The organism is Accumulibacter sp. (genome assembly GCF_036625275.1).
Taxonomy (GTDB): domain Bacteria; phylum Pseudomonadota; class Gammaproteobacteria; order Burkholderiales; family Rhodocyclaceae; genus Accumulibacter.
Genome location: NZ_JAZKUD010000003.1, coordinates 19,439 through 37,781 on the forward strand (window position 1 = coordinate 19,439; position 18,343 = coordinate 37,781).

General features: G+C 60.3%; 16 protein-coding genes. 8 read left to right on the forward strand and 8 right to left on the reverse strand.

The genetic code is table 11. From position 1 onward, the window contains the following. Positions 1-16: 16 nt before the first annotated feature. Positions 17-1,864, forward strand: coding sequence for a glutamine--tRNA ligase/YqeY domain fusion protein (locus tag V5B39_RS02530; protein ID WP_332341204.1), 1,848 nt, complete (start codon positions 17-19; stop codon positions 1,862-1,864). A gap of 112 nt (positions 1,865-1,976) precedes the next feature. Here V5B39_RS02530 and V5B39_RS02535 read toward each other — a convergent pair whose 3' ends face one another. The 3 genes from V5B39_RS02535 to V5B39_RS02545 form a co-directional block, all read right to left on the reverse strand. Beyond that, entirely contained in the window at positions 1,977-3,035 is a 1,059-nt protein-coding gene (locus V5B39_RS02535; protein WP_332341205.1) for a GDP-L-fucose synthase family protein, read from the reverse strand. Between the two features lie 7 nt (positions 3,036-3,042). Further along, complete coding sequence (gmd, locus tag V5B39_RS02540; RefSeq protein ID WP_332341206.1) at positions 3,043-4,167, reverse strand: GDP-mannose 4,6-dehydratase; 1,125 nt, start codon at positions 4,165-4,167, stop codon at positions 3,043-3,045. A 142-nt stretch (positions 4,168-4,309) separates the two neighbouring features. Continuing rightward, positions 4,310-5,728, reverse strand: coding sequence for an FkbM family methyltransferase (locus V5B39_RS02545; protein WP_332341207.1), 1,419 nt, complete (start codon positions 5,726-5,728; stop codon positions 4,310-4,312). Between the two features lie 289 nt (positions 5,729-6,017). On the opposite strand from V5B39_RS02545, the gene V5B39_RS02550 reads away from it, so the two are divergent. After that, positions 6,018-7,460, forward strand: a complete 1,443-nt coding sequence (locus V5B39_RS02550) for an SPOR domain-containing protein (protein ID WP_332341208.1) — start codon at positions 6,018-6,020, stop codon at positions 7,458-7,460. 154 nt (positions 7,461-7,614) lie between these two features. After that, positions 7,615-8,061, forward strand: a complete 447-nt coding sequence (locus V5B39_RS02555) for a glycine zipper 2TM domain-containing protein (protein ID WP_332341210.1) — start codon at positions 7,615-7,617, stop codon at positions 8,059-8,061. 220 nt (positions 8,062-8,281) lie between these two features. On the opposite strand, the gene V5B39_RS02560 is transcribed toward V5B39_RS02555, so the two are convergent. After that, entirely contained in the window at positions 8,282-9,121 is an 840-nt protein-coding gene (locus V5B39_RS02560) for a cytochrome C assembly family protein (RefSeq protein ID WP_332341211.1), read from the reverse strand. 30 nt (positions 9,122-9,151) lie between these two features. On the opposite strand from V5B39_RS02560, the gene ffh reads away from it, so the two are divergent. Beyond that, the gene (gene ffh, locus V5B39_RS02565; protein ID WP_332341212.1) at positions 9,152-10,507 is read left to right on the forward strand and encodes a signal recognition particle protein; all 1,356 of its coding nucleotides are present in this window, start codon (positions 9,152-9,154) and stop codon (positions 10,505-10,507) included. 25 nt (positions 10,508-10,532) lie between these two features. On the opposite strand, the gene V5B39_RS02570 is transcribed toward ffh, so the two are convergent. Both V5B39_RS02570 and V5B39_RS02575 read right to left on the reverse strand, forming a co-directional pair. Beyond that, complete coding sequence (locus tag V5B39_RS02570; RefSeq protein ID WP_332341401.1) at positions 10,533-11,096, reverse strand: lytic transglycosylase domain-containing protein; 564 nt, start codon at positions 11,094-11,096, stop codon at positions 10,533-10,535. A gap of 26 nt (positions 11,097-11,122) precedes the next feature. Beyond that, a complete protein-coding gene (locus tag V5B39_RS02575) occupies positions 11,123-12,847 on the reverse strand; it encodes a proline--tRNA ligase (protein ID WP_332341214.1) in 1,725 nt (574 codons plus the stop codon). Between the two features lie 152 nt (positions 12,848-12,999). On the opposite strand from V5B39_RS02575, the gene V5B39_RS02580 reads away from it, so the two are divergent. From V5B39_RS02580 to folE2, 4 genes are read left to right on the forward strand one after another with little or no spacing between them, the layout of a single operon-like run. After that, on the forward strand, positions 13,000-13,287 hold the full coding sequence (locus tag V5B39_RS02580; protein ID WP_332341216.1) for an exodeoxyribonuclease VII small subunit: 288 nt from the start codon (positions 13,000-13,002) through the stop codon (positions 13,285-13,287). After that, positions 13,284-14,207 carry a polyprenyl synthetase family protein gene (locus V5B39_RS02585; protein WP_332341218.1) on the forward strand — a complete coding sequence of 308 codons (924 nt, stop codon included), beginning with the start codon at positions 13,284-13,286 and terminating at the stop codon, positions 14,205-14,207. Before V5B39_RS02580 ends, V5B39_RS02585 begins: the two co-directional genes overlap by 4 nt. Before the next feature lie 43 nt (positions 14,208-14,250). Continuing rightward, positions 14,251-16,161, forward strand: a complete 1,911-nt coding sequence (gene dxs / locus V5B39_RS02590; RefSeq protein WP_332341220.1) for a 1-deoxy-D-xylulose-5-phosphate synthase — start codon at positions 14,251-14,253, stop codon at positions 16,159-16,161. Further along, positions 16,158-16,985, forward strand: a complete 828-nt coding sequence (folE2, locus tag V5B39_RS02595; RefSeq protein ID WP_332341222.1) for a GTP cyclohydrolase FolE2 — start codon at positions 16,158-16,160, stop codon at positions 16,983-16,985. Before dxs ends, folE2 begins: the two co-directional genes overlap by 4 nt. Positions 16,986-17,177: 192 nt before the next feature. On the opposite strand, the gene rplS is transcribed toward folE2, so the two are convergent. After that, positions 17,178-17,543, reverse strand: coding sequence for a 50S ribosomal protein L19 (gene rplS, locus V5B39_RS02600; protein ID WP_034918938.1), 366 nt, complete (start codon positions 17,541-17,543; stop codon positions 17,178-17,180). Continuing rightward, positions 17,521-18,333, reverse strand: coding sequence for a tRNA (guanosine(37)-N1)-methyltransferase TrmD (gene trmD, locus V5B39_RS02605; RefSeq protein ID WP_434735645.1), 813 nt, complete (start codon positions 18,331-18,333; stop codon positions 17,521-17,523). The genes rplS and trmD overlap by 23 nt, the downstream gene beginning before the upstream one ends. Between the last annotated feature and the right edge of the window lie 10 nt (positions 18,334-18,343).

An 18,343-nucleotide genomic window follows, 5' to 3' on the forward strand; every position in this document is an offset into this window, starting at 1 on the left:
AATCAAGGATTGCATCGTGAGCCAGGAGCCCCATAGTCAGGCGGCGAGTCCGACAGCACTCGCCAGCACCCATTTCATCCGCAACATCATCGAAGCCGATCTCGCTGCCGGCAAATACGCGGCGCGCCGATGGTCGGGTCATCCCGGCCCTGCCGAACAGCAACTTGCCGGCCCGCTTGACAGGGCGCCAATCCGCACGCGCTTTCCGCCCGAACCCAATGGCTATCTGCACTTCGGCCATGCCAAGTCGATCTGCCTGAACTTCGGCCTGGCGCAGGATTTCGGCGGTCGCTGTCACCTTCGCTTTGACGATACCAATCCGGAAAAGGAAGAGCAGGAATACGTGGATTCGATCATCGATTCGGTACGCTGGCTCGGCTATTCCTGGGAAGACCCGGTCTGCGAGGGCCCGTCGGACGCGGAGTGCAACCTTTATTTTGCCTCCAACTACTTCGACTGGATGATCGAGTTCGCCGAATACCTGATTCGTAGCGGCCACGCCTATGTCGAGAGCCAGAGCGCCGAAGAGATGCGCAGCCATCGCGGCACGCTCACTGAAGCGGGGACCAACTCGCCTTTTCGCGAGCGCAGTGTCGAGGAGAACCTGGACCTCTTCAGGCGCATGCAGAATGGCGAGTTTCCGGACGGCGCACATGTCCTGCGCGCGAAGATTGACATGGCGGCAGCGAACATCAACCTGCGCGACCCGGCAATCTACCGCATTCGCCACGCCAGCCATCACAACACCGGCGATCGCTGGTGCGTCTATCCGATGTACACCTACGCTCACCCCATCGAGGACGCGCTGGAGAACATCACCCACTCGATATGCACGCTCGAATTCGCCGACCAGCGCCCGTTCTACGACTGGCTGCTCGAGCGTCTGGCGGAAGGCGGGCTGCTGCAGCGGCCGCTGCCGCAGCAGATCGAATTCTCACGCCTTAATCTGACTTACATCGTGCTCTCGAAGCGCAAGCTGATCCAGCTCGTCGAGGAGCAGCATGTCGCCGGCTGGGACGATCCGCGTTTGCCAACCCTGGTCGGCGCGCGCCGCCGCGGCTATCCGGCAGCAGGTTTTCGTCTGTTTGCCGAGCGTCTCGGCGCATCGCGCTCTGACTCGCTGATCGAGTACTCGCAACTCGAAGACACCATGCGCGAAGTGTTGAACGAGTCGGTCGAGCGCCGCGTCGCCGTGCTCGATCCGCTCAAGCTGATCATCGACAATTATCCGGCCGGCCAGAGTGAAGACTGTTTTGCGCCCAATCATCCGCTCAAACCGGAACTGGGCAAGCGCGCGATGCCCTTCGGCCGGGAGCTGTGGATCGAGCGTGAGGACTTCATGGAACAGCCGAGCAAGGGCTACCATCGCCTGTACCCAGGCAATCTCGCCCGGCTGCGCTACGGCTACGTGCTCAGATGCATCGGCGGCGACCGTGACGAGAACGGCACGCTGATCGCCGTGCATTGCGAATACCTGCCGGATTCGAAAAGCGGCACTCCGGGTGCCGACAACTACAAGGTCAAGGGCAATCTGCACTGGGTTGCAGTCGACGGGGCCTTTCTTGCTGAAGTGCGGCTCTATGATCGGCTGTTCGCGGTTCCCTCTCCGGGTGCCAGACGCGCGGGCGATCCTGACGACGTCGAACGAGACTTTCGCGACGACCTCAATCCGGACAGCATCCGGGTCATCCGGGCCTGGCTCGAACCCGCGCTGCAGCATGCCCGGCCGGAAGAGAGTTTCCAGTTCGAACGCCACGGTTATTTCGTTGCCGATCGCGTCGACTCGCGGGAAGGCGCGCCGGTTTTCAACCGCACCATGACGCTCAGGGACTCATGGTCGAGCAAACCCGGCCAACGCAGCTAGCGACTTGCGCAGGCAAACTGCGCATAGCACACGAACGGGAGTGGTTTCAGCGGCAGAGGGTCCCCTGGCGTGAGTCTCGCAGGCGAAAACTGGAAAACCTGTTCACGGGCGTTCAGGCACGGGCCTCTCTGGCGAGAAAGTCTGCATAGGCCTTACCCAGTCCTTCTTCCAGACCCACCGTGGCTTGGCAACCCAGGGTGTGCATACGCGAGACATCCATCCGCTTTCTTGGCGTGCCGTCCGGTTGACTCGGGTCGAATTTGATACGGCCGGTATAGCCGACGACCTGGGCGACAGTTTCGGCCAGTTCGCGGATGGTGATTTCCTCGCCAGTACCGACGTTGATGTGTGAGCGCATCGGCTGGGTGTGGGCCTGGTAGGTGGTTTGGTCCAGGTTCATGAGGTGCACGCTGGCCTTGGCCAGGTCATCGACGTAGAGGAATTCGCGCCTGGGAGTGCCGGTACCCCAGAGGGATAGGCAAGGCTCCAGGGCCCCAGTGCAGATGCCTTGCAACTGGCGCTTGAGATCCTGCGGGATGGGACCGTTTCTGGTTTCGTCCTGTTCGATCGCAAGCCAGTTGTGATCGGCAGCGAGCTTGGCAAGATGCAGCTTGCGAATCATCGCCGGAATGACGTGGCTGTTCTGCAAGTCGTAATGATCGCCGGGTCCGTAGAGGTTGGTGGGCATGACGCTGCGGTAATCCGTGCCGTATTGGCGGTTGTAGCTCTCGCAGAGCTTGATGCCAGCAATCTTGGCGATGGCGTAGGGTTCGTTGGTCGCTTCCAGTGTACCGGTGAGCAGTGCTTCTTCCGGAATCGGCTGCGCGGCGAGTCTGGGGTAGATGCAACTGCTGCCGAGAAAGAGGAGTTTCTGCACGCCGACTCGCCAGGCTTCATGAATGATGTGGGTCTCGATCATCAGATTCTGGTAAATGAATTCGGCCGGGTAGGTCTGGTTGGCGTGAATGCCGCCGACCTTGGCGGCGGCAAGGTACACCTGTTCGGGTTTTTCCACTTCGAAGAAGGCGCGCACGGCGGTCTGCTGGGTGAGATCGAGTTCAGCGTGTGTGCGGGTGATCAGCGTCGCTGTACCGCGTTGCTGCAGGGCACGAACAATGGCGGCGCCGACCATGCCGCGGTGGCCGGCAACGTAGATTCGGGCGGGCGTCATGGTCTGTTCATTCGTTGTGGTCGAAGGCCTTGAAGCCGGCCAGCTTGACCAGGGCATCGCGTCTGGCGGAATTGTAGTCGGCCAGGGCCATTTCCTTGACCAGTTCGTGCAGGCTGGTGGTCGGTGTCCAGCCGAGTTTTTCGCGGGCTTTGCGGGGATCGCCCAGCAGGGTCTCGACTTCCGTCGGGCGAAAGTAGCGCGGGTCCACCCGGACGATGACCGTACCCGGCTTGACTTTGGCCTTGTCGCCCTCGACCCGGGTGACGATGCCGATCTCATTGACGCCCTCGCCTTCGAAAAGCACGCCCATGCCCAACTCGGCTGCGGCGAATTCGACAAACTGGCGGACACTGTATTGCACACCCGTGGCGATGACGAAGTCTTCAGGGTGATCCTGCTGCAGCATCAGCCACTGCATTTCGACATAGTCGCGAGCGTGGCCCCAGTCGCGCAGGGCACTGAGGTTACCCAGATAGAGGCAATCCTGCAGGCCGAGGGCGATCCGGGCGATGGCGCGAGTGATCTTGCGGGTGACGAAGGTTTCACCGCGAACCGGGCTTTCGTGGTTGAAGAGGATGCCGTTGCAGGCATAAATGCCGTAGGCCTCGCGGTAATTGACGGTGATCCAGTAGGCGTAGAGTTTGGCGACGGCGTAGGGGCTGCGCGGGTAGAAGGGAGTGGTTTCCTTTTGCGGGGTTTCCTGGACCAGACCGTAGAGCTCCGAAGTGCTGGCCTGGTAGAAACGGCTTTTCTTTTCCAGACCGAGGATGCGAATCGCTTCGAGCATGCGCAGGGCGCCGATGCCGTCGGCGTTGGCGGTATACTCGGGTTCTTCAAAGCTCACGGCAACGTGGCTTTGTGCGGCCAGATTGTAGATCTCGTCGGGTTGCACCTCCTGGATGATCCGGATCAGACTGGTGGAGTCAGTGAGGTCGCCGTGGTGAAGAATGAAGCGCCGCCCAGGCTCGTGCGGGTCCTGATAAAGATGGTCGATGCGGTCGGTGTTGAACAACGAGGAACGGCGCTTGATACCGTGCACTTGGTAGCCCTTGTCGAGTAGGGATTCAGCCAGGTAAGCGCCGTCCTGGCCAGTCACGCCGGTAATCAGGGCAACCTTTTGGGGAGTGGTCATGGGGGTTCATCCGTCAGTGGGGCGATGATGCTCGGCAAAGGCTAGTCGACAGTTAATGACTTTCATGACCCCGTGTGCCTGGAAAAGTCATGCCCGTTAGTCGTGATCGATTTTGCGCCAGGACGTCGTCTGATTGGGAATTTTATGCGGGCAACCCCATACGCGCCTGCAACAGGCTCAAACGGCGTGCCATCTCGCTGCTGCCAAACCCCAACTCGCGAATGATTTGCAGGCGCTGCAGCGCCGAAGCACCCGTGTAGAACGAAGAGAACGAGTCGAGCCTCTCCAGTTCCTCGAGGACTGCTGCCAAAACCCAGTTGCCGATGGCCTCACCAGGTACGATGGAATCGAAGCGTTCACCCGGTGCAAGAAACGGTTCGCTGGTGTCCACCTGCTGCTGCTGAAGGATCGTTGTGCACAGTTGCGCCAGCGCGTTTACAGCCAGGGATCTGGCGCCATAATCTCTTGCTACCCGTGCCAGGCTGGCCAGCCGCAGGTGCGAAGCCTGCTGTCCGCAAAGCGTCTCGAGGCAGCGGAAACCGGCTTCCAGCGCAAGAAAACGCGCCCTTGCCGGCAAGGAGGAATCCCGGCTGAGCGTATAGAGGGACAAGGCCTGCGCGACCTCTTCACTGCCCCCCGAATTCATGGTCACTGCCCACTCATTCGCGAGTTGTCGGCCGTAAGGTAATCCGCTGAGGGCATGCCGCCAGCGATGAATATCTAGACTGCCATCCGTTTCCAGAAGCTCCTTGATCTGCTCTTTTGCAGTTTCAAGTTCGGCAGCATCCAGCAGAACACCGCGTGCGGCGAGTCGTGCAGCGCGGTCGGGCTTGCAGCAGAACAAATTGAGCAGGAACCCATCCATTTGCGTTTCAGGGTTGAAGGGCACCAGCAGGTCGAGTCCGGGCACCAGCCGATAGGAAGTGTAGCCAAGTGCAGCAAAGGACTCTATCAGATGCGTATGCAGGTCGGCACCCGCCTTGATCTCGTATTGGACCAGTGGTGACAGCCACGCGAAGAAGCGTTCGCCGCCCTTCAGGATATTGGCCTCCTCGCCCTCGGCGTCGATCTTGACGACCTCGATGTCCTGCCAGCAATAAGTCTCCAGGCATTCGTCCAGCGTCACCAGGGAGACCGTCTCGGTCTCCTCGGTCGTTTCGGCGAGGTCATGCACCAGTGCGTTCAGTTCGGAGTGTGGGTTCAGCGATAGTTGGGCCGTACCACTCGCAGACGAGAGAGCGCTTTGTACCAGAGTGACCTGCGCGAAACCGTTGGCGGCAATCCCTTCCGCAAGGAGACCTGCCGTACTGGAGCCTGGTTCAAAGGCCCAGACCTGGCCTGTCGGCCCCACTGCCTTGGCCATGCTCAGGGCGTAAACACCGTAGTTGGCACCGATGTCGATGACTTTCTGGCCCGGCTGCAGCAAGTGGCGCAGGAACTTGATTTCATCCTCGAACCAGTCCTGCTGCTCACGCAAGACATACGGGGTAATCAGTTCCAACGAGTCAGGAGTGACGATCCTGACCCCGTCAAGCAAAGTGTGAGTGGTGGTGTAAGTCATCGATCATCGCCCCTCCAAGAAAAGATCATCACCATACCGTTTTGTGCCGATAGACGCAAAAACCCTGTCGGAACCGCCCAGCAATCGAGTGGGCGCCATTCGCCTTCTGACTTCACAATTGACCATGGTTGATGGAGGAACATATACTCCCCCATGGTGTCGGATTTTTCATGCTTCCGAGCATTCAGGAAAGGATGAGAAAACCCATCCACATTCGACACAAGGTGCCTGAGCACGCTGTTATCGACCCAGACGCAAACTCGCAAATCCACTAGAAAGAGGCCCGACCATGACCCAAACCGCAGAATTGGTGCTTCCAAACGATGTGCAGCCTGAAACCGTGCCCACCGAGCCGCTGGACGAACTGGCGACCCAAACCCCAGCCATCGAACCGAGGATGGCCCAGTTGCTTGAACTCACGCAGGCCAACGGTTCCAGCCTGATGCCGAAGGAGATCAACGCACAGCTTGACCGTCTGCTGCGTGACTACGACGAGCTGACCGCGCTCTATGCCGAAAACAACCGTCGCATCGACCAAGAGTTGGCTGAAATCCGCCAGTCCGGCGGCGCGCTCTCCAGCCAGGTGCATCAGCTCGGGGCCGATTTGCAGCAACAGGGCCGGTCCCTGGACGGACATGCCGCCGCCACGGAAAAACGCATCGATGCGGTGCGCGGTGAAGCTCGCACCTGGCTGGCCGACTCGGAGCAGCGCTGGAACACGCAGCTTGCGAACCAAAATGCGCGTATCAGTTCGGATCTCGCGCAGCTCGACGCAGGTCTCGGTTCACTGCACGGTCTGTTCAAGGCACAGGAACAAATCATCGCCGAGCAACGCGCGCGTCTGGATCAGTTTGATATCACCTATCAATTGCTTGATACCGCGACACGCGGCAACAAGCACCGTATCGAAGTGGTACGCGAGCAAGCCGAAAAGCAACACGCGATCGTCGAAGCGCGGATCGATGGTCTGAGCGCCTTGCAACGCGAACACCATGCCGAGTTGCAGACCTTGCAAAGCCTGGTCGGCGTCCTGCAATCGGAAACGGAGCGCCTGGATGAAAAAATCGGCAGGGTCGCGACCGCGCTGGCGGACCATCAGGGTGACACTCGCGAGCAGTTCAAGTGGACCCATCGGGCGATTGCCGGCCTGCTTTTGCTGACTGTGGTGGGCTTCGCTCTGGTCAAGTGGCTACCGGCTTTCGCCCCCGCCGGCAGCGAATCGGCAATGGCGCAAAACCAGGCCCGGATTAGCGAAGTCAGCAGCCAGGTAGCCGCACTCTCCGCGCGAGAAACGGCCCGCCAGGAGCACGAGTCACGGCAGCAGGCAAGCATTGACCAGGTCTCGAACCAGGTTTCCGATCTGGAGAAAAGCCTCGGCGATTTGCGTGCCGCGGTACAGAAGCTGCAAGTGCAAGGCATCGGAGCCGGGGTACTGCATGACAGCCAGTGGTTACTCGAACAAAACCCCAAGGCGTATACCGTGCAACTGGTGACCTCCCCCAGCCAGGCCGACATGGCACGCTTTATCGACCGCAACGTCAAACGGCTGGCGCTGGATTCCCTGGCCTTTTCCGTGAGCGCGCGCGAGCAGCGCACGGACTACCAACTGTTCTTCGGCGTGTTCAGTACGGTCACCCAGGCACGCACCGCCATCGCCGCACTGCCGCCTGAACTGCATGTCAACGGACCGTGGGTGCGTCAGTTCCAGTCGGTACAGGCTTCCTTGCGCTGACCAGGATCGAGATTCTGCTGAACCCTGGGTCGCTGCGATTCAATTTGCTATCGCCCAAACCCGTTCTTTGGCATACTTCTGCGGTATGCCATGGGTCGGTTCGATCGGCATCCTGGTTTCTTCTCCACTCGCCAACCTGCCAAGGAGGTCCAGCATGTTTCAGAGAATCTCGTCGTGCCTGTCAGCATTCGCCCTCGCCTTGTTCCTGACCGCCTGCGTTGGCCCTGGGATACAGGCCGAGCAGCCAATCGAAATCCGTAACGGTGTGATCGAACAGATCACCCTGGTGGAGTTGCCGAGCAATCACCATATGGGGGTTGGCGCCATTGTCGGCGGCATGGCCGGCCTCGGGATCGGCAGCCTGATCGGTGCCGGCAGCGGTCGCGATGTGGCCATGGTGCTCGGCACCGTCGGCGGCGCTCTGGTCGGCAACGCAGTTCAGAAAAAGTACGAGCAGCCTGTCCAGGGCCAGCAGATCATTGTCCGGATGGCCAACGGCGTGCTGATTTCTGTGACACAACCGAGCCATCCGGGTCTTCGCCAGGGTCAGCGGGTGTATGTTGAAGGCAGCGGCGAGAACGCTCGCGTCGTTCCACGCTGAACCTGTTTCTCACCCTTCGCAGTGGCGGCGCTTGAACTGGCTTCTACGCCAGTCTGCACGGTCGTCGCCAACACGGCGACGGTTAGATGAAAATATCCACAACTCGAGCGCAGTCTTTGGCCGCGCTCGAGTTGTGCGAAATCGCTTTATTGCCTGGCCTTCACCGGCGAATGAGCGCCGGCTCTCGCAACCCCGCCATCGCTCTCCTGCCTGGCAAGGTTCATAGTCGACCGAGCAGAACCTCGGCGACAAAGCGGCTGCCGATATACGCTAGGAACAGCACCATGAATCCTGCCAGAGTCCAGCGCAGTGCGACACGGCCGCGCCAGCCATAAACGCGACGCCCGACCAGCAAGGCGGCAAAGATTCCCCACGAGGCGAAGGCAAACAGGGTCTTGTGATCGAGAACCATGGCCTTGCCAAAAATCGCTTCGGAAAACATGACCCCGCTGACCAGCGCGGCCGTGAGCAGACAGAAGGCGACGAGAATCATACGAAACAACAGCGCTTCCATAGTCAGGATCGGTGGCAGACTGGTCAGGCTTCTGGTAACCGCCCGCTGGTGCAGCTTACGTTCGGCAAAACCCATGAACACGGCGTGCAGTGCAGACAGCGTGAATAGACTGTAGGCGAGCATCGCTGTCAGAAAATGAAGCTGGAAGCCCCAGGCATTGGCATTGGCCACCTCACGCAATTGCGGAAACAGCGCTGGTGCCAGAGCCGCGAGTGCCGCGAGCGGCAGGACCATCGGCTGCAGTCCGTCCATGCGTGCGCGAAAACTCTCCAGCCAGTAAATCAGGACCGCCAGCCAGAGCATCAGGGAGAGCGCAAAACTGAATGAGAAGCGCATCCCACCGGCGCTGAACAGGCCTGAGTAAAGGCCAACGCCCTGCACCACCAGGGCGCCAAAGATGGCTGCACGCTCCCAGGGTTGCATCGGCAGGGTCAGCAGCGGCTGCTTGCTTTCACGCCAGCGCGTCTGCCAGAAATGGATGCCAAGAGCAATGTAGAGCAGCGATGCAAGGACGTGCGGCAGAAGCTGAAGTAGAATGTCTGACATTCTCGAAGTCTACACCAAGCCGGAATCCAAATGCTCGACAACCTCACCCAACGCCTTGCCCGCGTCATGAAAACACTGCGTGGCGAAGCACGCCTGACCGAATCCAACATTGCCGATGCCTTGCGTGAGGTTCGCCTCGCCTTGCTTGAGGCGGATGTCGCTTTGCCCGCAGTCAAGGCGCTGATCGCCGCCGTTCGGGAAAAGGCGGTTGGCGAGGAAGTGATCGGTTCGCTGAGCCCTGGACAGGCCCTGGTGGGGGTCGTTCATCGCGAACTGACCCAGCTCATGGGCGAGGCCCATAAAGGGCTGAATCTGGCCACGCAACCACCGGCAATCGTTCTGATGGCCGGCCTGCAGGGTTCCGGCAAGACCACCACGGTCGGCAAGCTCGCCAGGATGTTGCGCGAGACGCAAAGAAAAAAGGTGCTCGTGGTTTCCTGCGACGTTTACCGCCCGGCGGCGATCGAGCAGTTGAAAACGGTGGCAGCACAGGCAGGTGCCGATTTCTTTCCCTCGGCGACGACCGACCAGCCGGTCGATATCGCACGCCAGGCGGTCGACTGGGCAAAGCGGCACTACCACGATGTCCTGCTCGTCGACACCGCCGGCCGACTGGCCATTGACGAGGCGATGATGAAGGAAATTGCCGATATTCACGCCGCCATCCGGCCCATCGAGACCCTTTTCGTCGTCGATGCGATGCTCGGCCAGGATGCCATCCATACCGCGCGGGCATTCAGCGAGGCACTGCCGCTGACTGGCATCATCCTCACCAAGCTTGATGGCGACGCGCGTGGGGGTGCCGCCCTCTCGGTTCGGCACGTCACCGGCCAACCGATCAAGTTTGCCGGGGTCGGCGAGAAACTGACCGGTCTCGAAGCCTTTCACCCGGAGCGGATGGCGTCACGAATCCTCGGCATGGGCGACGTGCTGTCGCTGATCGAGGATGCGCGGAAGGGCATCGACGAAGAAAAGGCGCTCGAGTTCGCGAAGAAGCTGAAATCGGGCAAGACCTTCGACCTCAATGACTTCAAGGACCAGATCGGCCAGATGCGCAAGATGGGCGGACTGTCTTCGATGATCGAGAAGCTGCCGGCGCAATTCTCGCAGGGAGCCGGTCAGCTACCGGCTGGCAGCGAGGAAAAGGCGGTCGCGAGGATTGAAGGCATCATCAATTCGATGACCCCCACCGAGCGCAGCCGGCCCGAGTTGCTCAAGGCCGCGCGCAAGCGCCGCATCGCCATGGGTGCCGGAGTTCAGGTGCAGGAGGTCAACCGCCTGCTCAAACAATTCGAACAGGCACAGAAAATGATGAGGCAGTTCTCCAGAGGAGGCATGGCGCAGTTGATGCGTGGCATCAAGGGGATGCTGCCGGGAATGCGATGATGCCGGCAGTCCCGGTTCAGCCCGGTCAACGCAGCGCCAGCTTGCTCTTCGTATAGGACCACTGACTCTCCCAGGCCATGCGTACCATGTTCGGGTATGCGGGCTGGCCAAGGCTGCCATTGTAACGGCCCAGTGCGCGGTAGAGGTCGCCGCGCTCGATGTCGAGGTAGTGGCGAAGGATGGTGCACCCGTAACGAAGATTGGTGCGCAAATGAAAAAGGTTGTCGTCGCTGGTTCCGACGAGCTTGATCCAGAATGGCATCACCTGCATGAAGCCCCGCGCGCCGGCGCTTGAGACTGCATATTTCTTGAAGCCGCTCTCAACCTGGATCAGGCCGAGTACCAGTTGAGGATCGAGACCTGCGCGCGTCGCTTCGTAGTGCACCGAGCGCAGGAATTCGAAACGGGCTTCACGGTCAGGGATGCGCTTCTCCAGCCGGCGTGACATCTCGGTCAGCCAGTCGATCGCCTCCATCGAATCCTGAAACGAGCTCCTGGGTGGCGCCCGATCCGAGACCGTTCTCGACAAAGCTGACTGCACACTCGCCGAGAGGGGTTCATACTTCTGCGCCCCGGCGTGTACCACCATGGGCAACAGGAGCACGAACAGGACCGCTACGCAGCGCACAGACGGTCCTTCAGGAACTGGCCGATCTCGGTTATTGGCAGCATCTGCGATTCGGCGTCGACCCGGCCCTTGTATTCGAATTTTCCTGCCGCCAGTCCGCGTTCACCGACCACCACGCGGTGCGGGATGCCGATCAGCTCCATTTCGGCGAACATCACCCCCGGACGCTCGTTGCGGTCGTCCAGCAGGACGTCGATGCCGGCGTTCGTCAGTTCAGCGTACAAGGCGTCGGCTGCCGCCCGCACCGCATCGCTCTTGGCGTAAGCCATGGGAACGATGCACACCTGGAACGGTGCGATCGCCGCCGGGAAGATGATGCCGCGTTGATCATGCCCCTGTTCGATGGCTGCTCCAACGACGCGGGTCACACCAATGCCGTAACAACCCATCTCCATGATCCGGCTCTGACCACTTTCGTCGAGAAAGCTGCATTTGAGTGCCTCGGCGTACTTGCTGCGCAACTGGAAGATGTGCCCCACTTCAATGCCACGGCACAGTTCGAGCGTACCCAGGCCATCCGGCGACTGGTCGCCGGCAACGACATTCCGGAAATCGCCGACCAAAGTCGGATCGACCAGATCGCGAGCGAAGTTGACCCCGACGAGATGGAACCCCTTCGCATTGGCGCCGCAAACGAAGTCGCTCATCACCGCCACGCTGCGATCGGCAAAGACCGGTATGTTGGCAATCCCGACAGGACCAATGTAGCCTGGCGGACAACCGAGGGCGGTGACAATCTCGTCGTCGCGCGCGAAACGGAACTCGCCGATGGTCTTCTGGGTTTTGAGTTCGTTGAGTTGGTGATCACCGCGCAGCAGGATCAGCGCCAGTCGACCTGAATCTTCTGCCGCGTCCTTCAACACGATGGCGATGGCCTTGACCGCCCTGGTCACCGGAATGCCGAGGAATGCGGCGACATCCTCGCAGCGGGTACGATCTGGTGTGGCAACCTTCTGCAGATCGACAGTGGCCGTGGAGCGTCCATCCGGCGGAGCCAGGGCCTCGGCCAGATCGACATTGGCAGCAAAATCGGAATCCGGACAATAGGCCAGTGCGTCCTCGCCGGAATCCGCCAGAACGTGAAACTCATGCGACCCGGTGCCACCGATCGAACCCGTATCGGCAGCGACGGCACGGAACTTCAGTCCGAGACGAGTGAATATTCGCGTATAGGTGTCGAACATGTTCCGGTATTCGCGCTGCAGGTCATCGAAGCTGCCATGGAACGAGTAACCGTCCTTCATCAGAAATTCCCGACCGCGCATGATACCGAAACGCGGCCGGATTTCGTCACGAAACTTGATCTGTATCTGGTAGAAGTGTACGGGCAACTGGCGATAGCTCTTCACCTCTCTGCGTACGACATCGGTGATCACCTCTTCGTGTGTTGGACCAATGACGAAATCGCGCTGGTGCCGATCCTTGCAGCGCAGCAGTTCAGGGCCATACTTCTCCCAGCGTCCGGACTCCTGCCACAGTTCTGCTGGCTGCACTGCCGGCATCGACAGCTCGATTGCCCCCGCGTCATTCATCTCCTCGCGGATGATCTTCTCGACTTTGCGCAGCACGCGCAGCCCGATCGGCATCCAGGTATAGATCCCACCCGCCAGCCGTTTGATCATCCCGGCGCGCAGCATCAGTTGGTGACTGATGACTTCGGCATCAGAGGGGGCTTCTTTGAGCGTGGACAGAAAAAACCGTGTAGTACGCATTGGAATTGGTTGGGCAGGAATGAAGCCGCGATTTTACTCGACAGATGAGCAAATCGGCGATGCCAATCATGCACAGGGGTCGGGGGCATGTTTTCATTTGACCGGAAGCCCACTAATAGGCTATTTTCGCCAGTTTGAGCCGAACCTTTCCGATGCCACAACCAAACTCCGGGCACCCTGCAGACCATGCCATCTCCGGCAAGGCAGGAACAGCTATTGGTGATCTCAAATTCGAAGCAGCACTCGCCGAACTCGAACAGATCGTTCAGAGTATGGAGGGAGGCCGCCTGCCGCTTGAGGAATCGCTGGCTGCGTATCGACGCGGTAGTGAGCTGCTCCAGCACTGCCAGCAGCAACTCATCGACGCCGAACGCCAGATCCAGATTCTCGAGAATGGCACGCTGCGCGATTTCGAGTCGGAAGTCGGAGAAGCGCGATGAACACGCCTTCCTTGCAGCCTGCCCCCTTTCTCCGGCCGTCCTTTCCGGACTGGATGTTCAGTGTCCAGGAACGACTGGAAGCAACGCTTGCCCACTGCCTACCACCCGGCGAGGCCATTCCGGGCCGTCTGCACCAGGCCATGCGCTACGCGACCCTGAATGGTGGCAAGCGGGTGCGCCCATTGCTGGTGTTTGCTGCCGGTGAATTGACCGACGCGGCCGCAGCGCGACTGGAAGTCGCCGCCACCGCCGTCGAGCTGATCCATAGCTACTCGCTGGTGCATGATGACCTGCCGTGTATGGACGATGACGTGCTGCGCCGCGGCCGACCGACCTGCCATGTCGAATACGACCAGGCAACTGCTCTGCTGGTTGGCGACAGCCTGCAGTCACTGGCTTTCGAACTGCTGGCGCGCGAGGATTTTGGTGACCCCTGCCGGCAGCTGGAAATGTTGCACCTCCTGGCGCGCGCCAGCGGTTCCTGTGGCATGGCTGGCGGGCAATCGATCGACCTCGAGGCAGTTGGCAAGCGGCTCAATCAACCCGAACTCGAATTGATGCATGCGCTCAAGACAGGTGCACTGATCCGTGCCGCCGTACTGCTCGGTGGGCTGTGCGGCACGGCACTGATAGTTGCGGAACGTGCATCGCTGGATCGCTTTGCCAAGCGTGTCGGCTTGCTGTTCCAGGTCGTCGATGACATCCTCGACTGCACGGTCAGCACGGCAACGCTGGGGAAAACGGCAGGCAAGGATGCCGCCGCCGAAAAACCAACCTATGTCACCCTGATGGGACTCGACCGCGCACGTGAATTTGCTGCCGATCTCAGGGCACAGGCAATCGAAACCCTCGCCATTTTCGATGTGCGCGCTCGGCGGCTGGTCGAACTGACCGATTTCATCACTCAGCGCAAGTTCTAAGACTCACTTCTGGCTGCCACCGCGCACTTCAGCAGGACGACCCATGACTCGTTACCCTCTACTCGACACCATCTGCGATCCGGCGCAGGTGCGCAAACTTGAGCGCAAGCAACTGCCGCAACTCGCCGACGAGTTGCGCAGTTTCCTGGTGGAGTCGGTCGCCAGGACCGGCGGGCATCTTTCTTCGAACCTCGGCACGGTCGAACTCACGGTCGCCCTGCACCACGTATTCGATACCCCGCACGATCGCCTGGTATGGGATGTCGGCCACCAGACTTACCCGCACAAGGTGCTCACCGGTCGGCGCACCGGTATGGCCAGGCTGCGGATGCATGGCGGTATTTCGGGTTTTCCGAAGCGCAGCGAAAGCAGGTACGACACTTTCGGTGTCGGTCATTCATCCACCTCGATCTCGGCCGCGCTCGGCATGGCGCTGGCCGCCAAAATCAAGGGCGAGCCGCGCAAGGTCGTGGCGATCATCGGCGATGGCGCCATGTCCGCCGGCCAGGCTTTTGAAGCATTGAACAATGCCGGCGTGGCGGACGCCGACATGCTCGTCGTGCTCAACGATAACGACATGTCGATCTCACCTGCGGTGGGTGCCCTCAACCGCTACCTGGCGCGCCTCTTCTCCGGGGGAAGCTTCAATGCCGCGCGCAAGGCAGGCGAGAAAATTCTCGACTTTTCGCCCTCGCTACGGGAATTCGCCAAACGCGCCGAGGAGCATGTCAAAGGCATGCTGACGCCTGGCACCCTGTTCGAGGAAATGGGATTCAACTATATTGGCCCGATCGACGGCCACGACCTCGAATCTCTGGTCCCCACCCTGCAGAACCTGAAAAATCTGAAGGGGCCGCAGTTCCTGCATGTGATCACCAAGAAGGGGCAGGGTTACAAGCTGGCGGAGGTTGATCCGATTCTCTACCACGGAGTTTCGAAGTTTCAGCCCGAGATCGGCATCGCCGGTAGTTTGATCGGAGCCAAGCCCAGTTACACGCAGGTTTTTGGCGACTGGCTCTGCGACATGGCAGCGACCGACCCGAAACTCGTCGGCATCACCCCGGCCATGCGCGAAGGATCCGGCCTGCTGCGCTTCAGCCAACGCTACCCGGATCGCTATTACGATGTCGGTATTGCCGAGCAGCATGCCGTCACCTTTGCTGCCGGCCTGGCTTGCGAGGGTTTGCGACCGGTACTGGCGATCTACTCGACCTTCCTGCAGCGTGGCTACGATCAACTGGTGCATGATGTGGCGCTGCAGAACCTGCCGGTGGTCTTCGCACTGGACCGTGGCGGCCTGGTCGGCGCCGATGGTCCCACCCACCATGGCGCATTCGACCTCTCATTCCTGAGCTGCATCCCCAATATGGTGGTGATGACCCCGTCCGACGAGGACGAGTGTCGCAAGATGCTGACCACCGCCTACCGCCTCGACGGTCCCAGTGCGGTTCGCTACCCGCGCGGCAGCGGTGCCGGTGTGGCCATCGACAAGGCACTCGTCGGACTACCGGTGGGCAAGGGCGAAATCCGCCGTCGTGGTAGCGGCGTTGCGCTGCTCGCCTTTGGCAGCATGCTGACGCCGGCTCTGGCTGCCGCCGAGGAGCTCGATGCCAGCGTCGCCAACATGCGCTTTGTCAAACCGATCGACCGCGACCTGATCATTGCGCTGGCGGCGGAACATTCTCTGCTGGTCAGCGTCGAAGAGAATGCCGTGATTGGTGGGGCAGGCTCCGAGGTCGAACGGGTCCTCGAAGACATCGCCAGTCCGGCTCGCCTGTTGCGGCTGGGAATTCCCGACCACTTCATCGAACACGGAGATCAGGCACTGCTGCTGGCCGAAATTGGCCTGGACCGCGAAGGAATTGTCCGGGCAATACGCGCACGTCAAAACAGCGCGGCGGATTCGGGCAAGCCGATCCACCGTCACAAAAATAACCCCCTGGAGCAGCCATGAACGCACCCGAAACCTCACGCAGCCCCGCCGTCATGGTCGACGTCCAGGGCTCGACCGATACCCGACAGATCGCCATCAACAAGGTGGGGATCAAGGCCATCCGGCACCCGGTGAAGGTGCTCGACAAGTCCGGCGGCATCCAGCATACGATTGCCATTTTCAACATGTATGTCGGTCTGCCGCACAACTTCAAGGGCACCCACATGTCACGTTTCGTGGAAATTCTCAACAGCCACGAACGCGAAATTTCGGTCGAGAATTTCCCGGCCATGCTGCGTGAAATGGTCGACCGGCTGGAAGCCGAAACCGGCCATATCGAAATGAGCTTTCCGTATTTCATCAACAAGACGGCACCGGTATCGGGAGTACAGAGCCTGATGGATTACGACGTGACACTGATTGGCGAGATCTGCCACGGCCGCATCGAGTCTACGATCAAGGTCATTGTTCCGGTCGCCAGTCTCTGCCCGTGTTCCAAACAGATTTCCGAGCGTGGTGCTCACAACCAGCGTTCCCATGTCACCGTCACCGTCCAGATCAACGATCACCTGTGGATCGAAGAACTGGTTCGCTTCGTCGAAGCCGAGGCCTCCTGTGATCTGTATGGCCTGCTCAAACGCCCTGACGAAAAATACGTCACCGAGCGGGCTTACGACAACCCGAAGTTCGTCGAGGATATGGTGCGCGACGTGGCGGCACGTCTCAACGCCGAGCGACGCATCAATGCCTATGTGATCGAGTCCGAAAACTTCGAATCGATCCACAATCACTCGGCTTATGCGCTGATCGAAAACGACAAACGGACTTTTCCGGCTCCCGCTTGAGGAGGCTTCCCCCGAAAAACGCGACGAAGCCTTCCGACTTCGTCGCGTTTTTCGGGGGAAGTCGCGTCAGCAACTCACGAATCTCCCCTCCCCATTTGCGGTGGAGGGGCCGGGGGAGAGGGAAGCGGTCATGACTTTCATGTGATCGGGGTGCCTGGAAAAGTCATGACCGTTAGCAGGATCGCCGAGGGTTCAGCGCTGCCGACGGACCAATTTTTCCTTGATCCGCGCCGACTTCCCTGAACGCTCACGCAGGTAGTAGAGCTTGGCACGCCGTACGTCACCGCGACGCTTCACTTCAATCGCCGCGACCAGCGGCGAGTAGGTCTGAAAGGTACGTTCGACCCCCTCGCCGGACGAAACCTTGCGGACGATGAAACTGGAATTGAGGCCGCGGTTGCGCTTGGCGATCACCACCCCCTCGTAAGCCTGCAGGCGCTCGCGGGCTCCTTCCTTCACCTTGACCTGGACGACGACGGTGTCGCCCGGTGCAAACGGCGGTATGACCTTGCCCAGACGGGCGATTTCTTCCTGCTCAAGTTGCTCGATCAGATTCATTGTTAAACTCCATGCAAGCGAATGACGCTTTATTGTCCTGACCGCATTGCTCCTGAAACTTCACCAGGAGTTGCGTTTCCGATTTTGACAACGCGCGCCCCGCCAACAACTCGGGACGTCGCTGCCACGTCCGACCCAGCGCCTGTTGCAGGCGCCATCGTCGTATTTCCTCGTGGTGACCAGAGAGCAGCACCTCCGGCACCCGCAGCCCGGCGTATTCCTCGGGCCGCGTATAGTGCGGGCAATCCAGCAAGCCCGCCACAAACGAATCCTGTTGTGCCGAATCGGCGTCGTTCAGCACCCCTGGCAACTGCCTGACGACTGCGTCCAGCAGCACCATCGCTGGAATTTCCCCCCCCGAGAGGACGAAATCCCCGATGGAAATTTCCTCATTCACACAGCGCGCGATGACCCGTTCGTCAATTCCTTCATAGCGTCCACAAACCAGCAGCAGTGCTTCACCGGCCTGGGCCAGACGCAGCACCCGCGCATGTGTCAAGAGCGTGCCCTGCGGCGACAGGCAGATGACGCGGCTGGCGGGCACACCCAGCGCCTGTTGCCGCGCTCGTGCCGCTTCGATGGCTGCTTCCATGGGCGCCGGCATCATCACCATCCCCGGTCCACCGCCATACGGACGATCATCAACGCTACGATGCCGGTCACAAGTGAAATCACGCGGATTCCACAAGTTCAGGCTCCAGCGCCCGGTCTCCAGCGCCCTGCGCGTCACTCCCGACTGCGTGAGCGCGGCAAACATTTCGGGAAACAAGGTCACGACATCAACAATCAACGACCTCGCT

What these genes read in the sequence shown, in the direction of transcription:
- rplS (WP_034918938.1), bottom strand. Translation starts at nt 17,543, where the DNA reads ATGAATCTGATCGAGCAACTTGAGCAGGAAGAAATCGCCCGTCTGGGC.
- dxs (WP_332341220.1), top strand. Translation starts at nt 14,251, where the DNA reads ATGACTCGTTACCCTCTACTCGACACCATCTGCGATCCGGCGCAGGTG.
- folE2 (WP_332341222.1), top strand. Translation starts at nt 16,158, where the DNA reads ATGAACGCACCCGAAACCTCACGCAGCCCCGCCGTCATGGTCGACGTC.
- V5B39_RS02545 (WP_332341207.1), bottom strand. Translation starts at nt 5,728, where the DNA reads ATGACTTACACCACCACTCACACTTTGCTTGACGGGGTCAGGATCGTC.
- V5B39_RS02555 (WP_332341210.1), top strand. Translation starts at nt 7,615, where the DNA reads ATGTTTCAGAGAATCTCGTCGTGCCTGTCAGCATTCGCCCTCGCCTTG.
- V5B39_RS02560 (WP_332341211.1), bottom strand. Translation starts at nt 9,121, where the DNA reads ATGTCAGACATTCTACTTCAGCTTCTGCCGCACGTCCTTGCATCGCTG.
- V5B39_RS02575 (WP_332341214.1), bottom strand. Translation starts at nt 12,847, where the DNA reads ATGCGTACTACACGGTTTTTTCTGTCCACGCTCAAAGAAGCCCCCTCT.
- V5B39_RS02550 (WP_332341208.1), top strand. Translation starts at nt 6,018, where the DNA reads ATGACCCAAACCGCAGAATTGGTGCTTCCAAACGATGTGCAGCCTGAA.
- V5B39_RS02585 (WP_332341218.1), top strand. Translation starts at nt 13,284, where the DNA reads ATGAACACGCCTTCCTTGCAGCCTGCCCCCTTTCTCCGGCCGTCCTTT.
- V5B39_RS02535 (WP_332341205.1), bottom strand. Translation starts at nt 3,035, where the DNA reads ATGACGCCCGCCCGAATCTACGTTGCCGGCCACCGCGGCATGGTCGGC.
- V5B39_RS02580 (WP_332341216.1), top strand. Translation starts at nt 13,000, where the DNA reads ATGCCACAACCAAACTCCGGGCACCCTGCAGACCATGCCATCTCCGGC.
- V5B39_RS02570 (WP_332341401.1), bottom strand. Translation starts at nt 11,096, where the DNA reads ATGGTGGTACACGCCGGGGCGCAGAAGTATGAACCCCTCTCGGCGAGT.
- ffh (WP_332341212.1), top strand. Translation starts at nt 9,152, where the DNA reads ATGCTCGACAACCTCACCCAACGCCTTGCCCGCGTCATGAAAACACTG.
- gmd (WP_332341206.1), bottom strand. Translation starts at nt 4,167, where the DNA reads ATGACCACTCCCCAAAAGGTTGCCCTGATTACCGGCGTGACTGGCCAG.